Raw genomic sequence first — 7,630 nt, 5'->3', positions numbered from 1 at the left:
AACGGTTTCAACTTCAACCAATCAGTTGTAGATGCACAAGGTCACTGAATCAACACCTGGGCTGACATCATCAACCGCGCTAACTTGGGTATGGAAGTAATGCACGAAAGAAATGCACACAACTTCCCTCTTGACTTAGCTGCTGGTGAAGTGACTCCTGTTGCTTTGACTGCTCCTTCCATCAACGGTTAATACTGAATTGATTTAGTTAAGAAAAGCCCCCTCACGATTGTGAGGGGGCTTTTGAGTGGTTGGTGGTTTTAAGGATATCATGTTGACCCAATTTACGGCATAATCTCGATAGGCTGCCCGGATCTCTGGAAAACGACTGACATTAGGAACGTGATTGACTTCGAGTAAATGTTTGGTGCCTTCATCCGTCACGATATAATAATTAGATCTAATCCAAATGCTTGAGCCACATTTTGAGTATCTGCGAGTAACTCACGATCGACTTCCATAAAGTCAGCAGTAGGATCGTGAATCGACTTGAGCCAATCGTCTCCTGCTAATTTTACCTGCCAATACTTATCGCCAATTAACACGATTCGTATCGATTGCCCTGGGATAAAATCTTCGACGATACAAGGTTCTTCGCTCTGCCATATCTAAAAATAATTAACCGATTCCTAACATCGAAATCAGTCGATCGATCTCACAATGGTTGCCAAATAACTCCCGCGCGCAATTAATTTTAATCGGTTCTTGCAGGCGGACTTGCCCAAAAGCCCGATCGATAATTTCGACAGTGGTTAAAGTATCCAGATCTACCGACAGAATGGGGATTTCTAGGTCTTCAGCACGGCTGAGAATGAATGGCTGAGGACTCAGGTGTCCGGTTAAAATTAGGCACTGTGTAGAGGTTTCTAGCGCGGCTAGTTGAATATCTGCCCGATCGCCGCCTGTGACAACAGCCATATTATTACCGCGTCGGAAATATTCTAGAGCCGAATTGACATTCATTGCCCCGATCGATAGACTTTCCACCATCAGATCTAACCTATCGGGACGGCATAATATTTCGGCATCGAGTTGTTCGACTAGTTGCTTGACAGTGACGCTGCGGAGCAACCCATTCCGATGTACGACTCCAAATACCGGAATCCCAATCCGTTCTAAATATGGCACCAAAGATGTCTGAACGGTCTCTACGCGGTCGCGGGGAATATCGTTGATGATACACCCCAATAATCGATTTCCAAGCTGTTGTTGCGCCGATACGAGCAGATCTATCGTCGAGATCGGATGATAGCGATTAACTAGCAATACCCCAGCATCGAGAGCTTCAGCTACTTGGATGGTAGCCAGATTGAATAAACTCCCTTCATGCAGATTGGCACCACCTTCGAGAATTACCAAATTTCCAGGCAACTGGACGCTGTGCTTGAGTAATTGAATGTAATCGAGATCGTCTGCCCCAGTCAATCGCTCGATCGTCCGCTCGGCATTTAAACCCAACAATGGTAATCCCAATCGTTCTGGCGGTAGTGATAAAGCTTCTGCCATCAGCCGGATATCGCCATCGAGCGTCGGATTGACAGCATTGACAGCCACTACAGGCTGAACATAAGCAATCTCAATCCCTTTTTCTTGTAAGCGATCGGCAATTCCCAAAATTGTTGCCGATTTTCCACTACATGCTTCCGTTGAAGCTACCAGCAAGTATTTCATAGCCATCCCACACACTTACCCTCAGTCATTAATTGGCGATCGACAACCAGCCCCTAACAGATAGTCTCACATCTTGCACCAGATCGAGCATTTCGCGAGTGACTAGATGAGTTGACTCGCTCTTTACCACTAGCCTAATCTGGGTTGCCTACGATCGCAATGACTCAGATTAGGCATCGGCATGTTCCGCCATCGGCAAAATCGATTCGTGCCGCTAGCTGGCTTCTAACCTTCCATTCTCATCAATTTGTGATAAAAATACTGGGGGAAATCGGGGGTATTGGTATCCCGCAGATTGATGAGCCAATCAATGAGATAACCGATTAATTCCGAATTCATCAGATTTACATCATAAGTGAGATCGGCATTACCATCGAACATCATGGTACATCTGGTCAGATCGCCAGGTAAGTTTTGAATTACCCAGTCGATCGCGTATGGAATGTTCTCTCCACCTTCGATCGAGCGATGACCGCCGAGTCCACCTTTATGATAAAGCGTAATTGCCTTGGGGAGAACGTTGCGTTTGGCAGCAGACTTCATGAAGTACGGAGCGTATATATTCACTTTATCTGGTGGAGCAGCAATTATTTCATCAAATAAATTCATCGATCTAGGCTTTAGGAATTAGGCTTGAGGCTTGAGGCTGAGGAATGTTAATTTTCTCGCCGCTAGCTTGATGCGATTGGTTAAACCTAGTATTCACCGTTTTGGCTGGATATTTACGATCGTGACAAAAAAACTCGGTTTCTTTAGGGAAACCGAGTCACTTAATTTAGATTGCTATTTAGTTTCCGAGAATTCTGCATCGATGACATCATCGGCACCGCCAGTCGTACCACCACCAGGGGGAGTACCAGCGTCGTTATTGTCACCGCTATCGGCACTAGCATTCGCACCTGCTTGTGCGTAAATATTACTACCGATCGCCATCAGGGTTTGCTGAACTTCAGGACTCAAGCGTTGAATTTCGGCATCATCTTCCTTAGTTACCGCTTCTTTGAGTTCTGCGATTAAGCCTTCGAGCTTGGTTTTGTCTGCTGCGGGGACTTTATCGCCGAGTTCTTGAAGTTGTTTTTCAGCTTGGTAGGTGAGTGAATCAGCCTGGTTTTTGCGATCGATTTTATCGCGGTTTTCTTTGTCGGTGGTAGCATTATTTTCAGCTTCGCGAACCATCCGTTCGACTTCGGTTTTGTCGAGAGTCGATGCACCAGTAATGCTGATGGATTGCTCTTTACCAGTACCTTTATCTTTGGCGGTAACGTTCAAGATCCCGTTAGCATCGATGTCTAAGGTGACTTCGATTTGGGGTACGCCACGAGGAGCCGAGGGAATGCCATCCAAACGGAAGGTACCCAAACTCTTGTTGTCGCGAGACATTTCCCGTTCGCCTTGGAGAATCTGAATTTCGACGTTGCTTTGTCCGTCTACCGCTGTCGAGAAGGTTTCAAACTTCTTGGTCGGAATGGTCGTGTTGCGAGGGATAATCTTGGTCATGACACCACCCAAGGTTTCAACACCCAAGGAGAGCGGTGTAACGTCGAGTAAGAGAATATCTTTGACTTCACCAGCCAAGACACCAGCTTGTACCGCTGCGCCGACAGCTACTACTTCGTCGGGGTTAACGGTTTCGTTAGGCTCTTTACCTAATAAGCGTTTGACGAGTTCTTTAACTGCGGGAATCCGAGTCGAACCACCAACTAAAACCACTTCATCAATTCGGCTCTTATCGACTTTACCATCGCGGATCGCGTTTTCTACTGGCACGCGACAACGATCGATCAAGTCAGAGCAAATTTCTTCAAATTTAGCACGGGTCAGCGTCATTTCGACGTGTTTTGGCCCGTCTTGAGTCGCGGTAATAAAGGGGAGGTTGATTTCGGACTGCGTAACGCTAGACAGTTCGATTTTGGCTTTCTCAGCCGCTTCGGTCAAACGTTGGAGAGCTTGACGATCTTTGCGAAGGTCGATGCCTTCGTTTTTCATAAACGTAGTAGCTAAGTGATCGACGATTTTCTTATCAAAGTCGTCTCCACCTAAGTGACTATCGCCAGAGGTTGCAAGTACTTCAAATACGCCATCGCCGACTTCGAGTACCGATACGTCGAAGGTACCACCACCAAGGTCGAACACGAGAATTGTTTCGTTGCTCTTTTTATCTAAACCATAAGCCAACGCCGCAGCAGTAGGCTCGTTGATAATCCGTAAAACTTCTACACCAGCAATTTTGCCAGCATCTTTAGTCGCTTGACGCTGAGAATCGTTAAAGTAGGCGGGTACGGTAATTACGGCTTGGGTCACAGTCTGGCCCAAATATTTACTCGCATCATCGACTAGCTTTCTAAGTACTTGCGCGGAGATTTCTTCGGGTGCGAATTTCTTGCCCAATCCCGGAGCATCAATGCGGACGCTGTTTCCATCGTTGACTACTTTGTACGAAATTTCAGTAGCTTCTTGATTTACTTCGTCAAATTTACGACCGATAAAGCGTTTGACAGAAGAGAACGTATTCTCAGGATTCATTACCGCTTGACGCTTGGCAATTTGCCCAACCAGTCGGTCGCCATTTTTCGCAAATGCGACAACAGAAGGGGTAGTGCGGAAACCCTCGGCGTTGGCGATTACAGTGGGTTTGCCACCTTCCATAACCGCAACGCAGGAGTTGGTAGTTCCTAAGTCAATGCCAACAACTTTTCCCATAAAACTATAACTACTTCCTTAATAATGACAACAGTTTGAATAATAATGACGAGGAATGCATGGTGCAACCTGCGCGATCGATAATTACTTAATCGATCCCTATCTTTGTGCCAACCGATCTTTTTTAGAAGGGTGGTTTTCCGTACCTGTTCCTAAATTACATCGTTGCCGATCGACGGTTGATGTTCGATTGTTTAACTTGCACCTCTCTACTGTATGTGACTTATGCTGATGCTGAAATTGAGGCGAACCGTATAGAGTAGTGGTGCTTACCGAAGGAGTTGGTGCGCTGTGCTGGGAATAATCCGATCGGGATCGGAGCTAATTTAATATTTTTGGCATGGAGATTCGTTCGTGAAACGTCCGCTTTGCGGAATCGCGATCGGCTATAATCGGTTGCCAAACCCCGAAGGAAGAATAACGATTGTGAATAAATGCAGCAGCATAATTATTACTGTGACATCCCTATTGCTATTGGCTAGTCCAGCAACGATCGCTAAAGAGTCTCCGCCTCAGCCTGAGAAAAAGTATCGCGTTCATACCGAGAGCGATCCTGGCTTTAAATGCGTCAATATAGTCAATCGCAAGACTCTCAGAGATCCGCTAAATTATCCTGGAGCATACGAATCTGGCTATATCAAGGGCACTGACGATCGAATTAAAGGTGCCACTATGCTAACACTCGAAGATGGGGGCGAAGTCGTGCGAGGATATCTTGATGGCTATCGGCTTAAACCCTATTCCGGTCAAGTAACCACCGTTCCGACTGAAAATCGGGTTACTTGTCGTTGTCGCACCGAGGTGCTCAAAGATGTTGTCTTTCGAGAAGAGATCGAGGCTAGTTGCAAACCCATTAAAGAGGAGATTGCCGTAGACAAAAGTGATGCCTACCATGCCAATGCCTATAGCGATGGCTACCGTGAAGGAACTGCCAGTAAAGCCAAACGCGATAACTATCAGGCACGCTCGGCTGGAGGTGAATTTGCCAGAGGTTTTGAGGATGGCTATTTTGGCAGAAACAATAGTGGTCAACGCTATACTGATGTACCGATCGAAGACTATCGCTGCGACTGTCGGCTCATTCTCAAACGCGTTAATCCCGATTCAAAGTATTAATTAATGGTGTTCGCATCGTGTCGGTTTTTCTGGCACGATGAGATCGTTAATATCGTGCTGTGGTTGAGATATTTGACTGGTTAGCAGCAGTGCTAGGATTATTCTGTCGATTGGAATTGCGCGATGGAAAAAATGTCATGACAACGATCCCAAATATCGTCCATAAAGTCACATAAATCGCGATCGCTTGCTGATTAGATTTACCAGTTTTACCATTATAAGTAGTGCCACATTTGGTACATTTTACATGAGTAAACATTTTCGGCCCGACCATTCCGCCCCACCAAGTAAAGCCAATTGCTTCGGCTTGTTCGGAAGCACAGTTTGGGCAAGGTTGATAGTGAGCCATCTAGTTTCTCCGAGTATAGGCCGATATTTGTGGTCATACCTAGAGCATACCCATTTTGGTTCGATCGTAAACATCCGGTGACAGTCGATCGGGAAAACGGGAAAAAACAGACGACTCCAGCACAACGTTTAGGCTGGGAAGTTTGCGGTGGTGGTTATGGTATTCACTGGGATTCGATCGATGAAGATCTCAGTACAGCAGGAATGCTTAAAGGCGCACCCGCTCCAACTGCTCGCGATCGTTGATTTTACCAATAGTCATAATTGGCTTTATTTGTCTGTGTAATATCTCCTTTTACTTCTAGATTTTTCTGTTTTGATATATTAATATTATTTTCAGCTATTCGATCGCTTACTTTTATTTTTGTAATATAATCTTTAATTTTTCGATCGATTCCAAGAGTTTTACGTTCCCATTTTTCAAAAAATAACCATTCGTCAGCAGTGAGAGGGCGATGTCCGACGAAAGTTAATGAGTTGTGTGTCATCTCTGTATAGGCAACTAAGACAGGATATTCATACTCTTCTCGTTTTTGTACGATAATCCATCCTCCAAAATCGCTAGGAAGATAGATAAAATTAATGAAAATTAGCTCGCCGCTGACGATTCGATCGTAACCAGAGATAAGATTAGTATGAGGACTAATTTGATGCTCAGACAAGCTTTGCATAAAATTAATATCTGCTTGTAAAAGCCTTTAGACTAGCCAATCGATCGCATAGCACACCGTAGTCGATCGAGTATTTAGGCTGCTTCAATATATTCGCAAATAGTCGTCGGCTCTGGAATCGGTAATCCTTCTAATTGCAAACCTTCGAGATGAAATGAAATTGCGGCTTGAATCTCGACTGAAATTTCTTCAACAGTTGAACCTGTAGCCACGCAGCCAGGTAAATCTGGCACATAAGCTGAATAGTTATTGGGCATTTTTTCAATAACAGTCGCGTAACGCATTAGTTTAACTCCTCTAAGTTATTTTCAGATGAAACCTGTTATAAATCGGTTTCATCTGTTTTCTAACCTTCGCTCTGTAACGATCTAATTTGCCGCCGACTTCATCCATTGTGTAATGCCATCGGCGATCGATTTTGCCATTTTTTGCTGCTCTTGGGGTGTCGCAATTAATTCAAACTCGCTAGGATTGCTCATAAAGCCCCATTCTAATAGTACCGAAGGAGCTGAAGCAGGACGAGCGAGGGCGAGGTTATCCCAGAATACACCGTAAGATTGACGACCTGTATCTTTAACCACATAGTTATGGAGATACATCGCAAGGCTTTGAGCTTGAGCGTGATACCAGTAGGTAGAGAAACCTTTGGTGTCGGGATTTCCGCCGTCTGGGAGGGAGTTATGATGTATCGAGAGGGCGAGGGTAGGTTCTAGGTTATCAATTATTGTCTGACGATCGCTTAATTCGATAAACTTATCCGATTCTCGCGATAGATATACCGACGCACCGCGCATTGCCAGCTCGTTGGCTAGTAATTTAGCTGCATATAAGTTCGCCTCTTTTTCGGTATAACCATTCGGCCCGACTGCACCTGAATCTTTACCGCCATGTCCGGGATCTAATAAAATTTTAGTACCAGTGAGGGGTTTATCGAAATTATTTTTGTCGAGTTTGGGTGGATGTCGAAGTGAGAGTATGAGGTTGCTACCTTGGTATCTAAGCTTGTAACCCCACTGTTGTTGAGATTTGAGGTTAAAGACATATTGCACTACTCCAGGGCTGGTTTGCTTCCAATCTAGGCGAGAAACGATGGGGTTATCGTTGAAGCGGATAATGTCGGTTTG

10 protein-coding genes and 1 pseudogene are annotated in these 7,630 nt (G+C 45.1%); 3 read left to right on the top strand and 8 right to left on the bottom strand.

Going from position 1 to position 7,630, the window contains the following annotated elements:
• Nucleotides 1-192, top strand: a pseudogene (locus Q0R35_RS05205) (photosystem II q(b) protein); the annotation flags it as partial.
• 188 nt (nt 193-380) lie between these two features.
• Here Q0R35_RS05205 and Q0R35_RS05200 read toward each other — a convergent pair.
• The 4 genes from Q0R35_RS05200 to dnaK form a co-directional block, all read right to left on the bottom strand.
• A complete protein-coding gene (locus Q0R35_RS05200; protein ID WP_295615031.1) occupies nt 381-545 on the bottom strand; it encodes a hypothetical protein in 165 nt (54 codons plus the stop codon).
• A 73-nt stretch (nt 546-618) separates the two neighbouring features.
• Nucleotides 619-1,677, bottom strand: a complete 1,059-nt coding sequence (locus tag Q0R35_RS05195) for a phosphotransacetylase family protein (protein ID WP_295615030.1) — start codon at nt 1,675-1,677, stop codon at nt 619-621.
• A gap of 219 nt (nt 1,678-1,896) precedes the next feature.
• Complete coding sequence (gene ebsA / locus Q0R35_RS05190; RefSeq protein ID WP_295615029.1) at nt 1,897-2,280, bottom strand: type IV pilus biogenesis protein EbsA; 384 nt, start codon at nt 2,278-2,280, stop codon at nt 1,897-1,899.
• Nucleotides 2,281-2,454: 174 nt separating this feature from the next.
• Nucleotides 2,455-4,371 carry a molecular chaperone DnaK gene (gene dnaK / locus Q0R35_RS05185; protein WP_295615028.1) on the bottom strand — a complete coding sequence of 639 codons (1,917 nt, stop codon included), beginning with the start codon at nt 4,369-4,371 and terminating at the stop codon, nt 2,455-2,457.
• 354 nt (nt 4,372-4,725) lie between these two features.
• Between dnaK and Q0R35_RS05180 the strand changes: the two genes are divergently transcribed.
• Nucleotides 4,726-5,487, top strand: a complete 762-nt coding sequence (locus Q0R35_RS05180) for a hypothetical protein (protein ID WP_295615027.1) — start codon at nt 4,726-4,728, stop codon at nt 5,485-5,487.
• Between the two features lie 46 nt (nt 5,488-5,533).
• Here Q0R35_RS05180 and Q0R35_RS05175 read toward each other — a convergent pair whose 3' ends face one another.
• The gene (locus tag Q0R35_RS05175) at nt 5,534-5,836 is read right to left on the bottom strand and encodes a hypothetical protein (protein ID WP_295615026.1); all 303 of its coding nucleotides are present in this window, start codon (nt 5,834-5,836) and stop codon (nt 5,534-5,536) included.
• Nucleotides 5,837-5,913: 77 nt separating this feature from the next.
• On the opposite strand from Q0R35_RS05175, the gene Q0R35_RS05170 reads away from it, so the two are divergent.
• Nucleotides 5,914-6,081 carry a DUF2442 domain-containing protein gene (locus Q0R35_RS05170; RefSeq protein WP_366944828.1) on the top strand — a complete coding sequence of 56 codons (168 nt, stop codon included), beginning with the start codon at nt 5,914-5,916 and terminating at the stop codon, nt 6,079-6,081.
• A 2-nt stretch (nt 6,082-6,083) separates the two neighbouring features.
• On the opposite strand, the gene Q0R35_RS05165 is transcribed toward Q0R35_RS05170, so the two are convergent.
• The 3 genes from Q0R35_RS05165 to Q0R35_RS05155 all read right to left on the bottom strand — a co-directional run.
• Nucleotides 6,084-6,506 carry a hypothetical protein gene (locus Q0R35_RS05165; protein ID WP_295615024.1) on the bottom strand — a complete coding sequence of 141 codons (423 nt, stop codon included), beginning with the start codon at nt 6,504-6,506 and terminating at the stop codon, nt 6,084-6,086.
• Between the two features lie 74 nt (nt 6,507-6,580).
• On the bottom strand, nt 6,581-6,790 hold the full coding sequence (locus Q0R35_RS05160) for a type II toxin-antitoxin system HicB family antitoxin (RefSeq protein WP_295615023.1): 210 nt from the start codon (nt 6,788-6,790) through the stop codon (nt 6,581-6,583).
• 84 nt (nt 6,791-6,874) lie between these two features.
• A partial coding sequence (locus tag Q0R35_RS05155; protein ID WP_295615022.1) for an N-acetylmuramoyl-L-alanine amidase occupies nt 6,875-7,630 on the bottom strand: 756 nt, incomplete at its 5' end.

The sequence above is a fragment of the Chamaesiphon sp. GL140_3_metabinner_50 genome (assembly GCF_025361915.1).
Classification (GTDB): Bacteria; Cyanobacteriota; Cyanobacteriia; order Cyanobacteriales; family Chamaesiphonaceae; genus Chamaesiphon.
The sequence above is the reverse complement of the archived record's forward strand: the minus strand, read 5'-3'. Positions and strand labels throughout refer to the sequence as shown.

Coding starts and splice junctions, on each gene's coding strand:
- Q0R35_RS05195 (WP_295615030.1), bottom strand. CDS start 1,677: ATGGCTATGAAATACTTGCTGGTAGCTTCAACGGAAGCATGTAGTGGA.
- ebsA (WP_295615029.1), bottom strand. CDS start 2,280: ATGAATTTATTTGATGAAATAATTGCTGCTCCACCAGATAAAGTGAAT.
- dnaK (WP_295615028.1), bottom strand. CDS start 4,371: ATGGGAAAAGTTGTTGGCATTGACTTAGGAACTACCAACTCCTGCGTT.
- Q0R35_RS05175 (WP_295615026.1), bottom strand. CDS start 5,836: ATGGCTCACTATCAACCTTGCCCAAACTGTGCTTCCGAACAAGCCGAA.
- Q0R35_RS05165 (WP_295615024.1), bottom strand. CDS start 6,506: ATGCAAAGCTTGTCTGAGCATCAAATTAGTCCTCATACTAATCTTATC.
- Q0R35_RS05160 (WP_295615023.1), bottom strand. CDS start 6,790: ATGCGTTACGCGACTGTTATTGAAAAAATGCCCAATAACTATTCAGCT.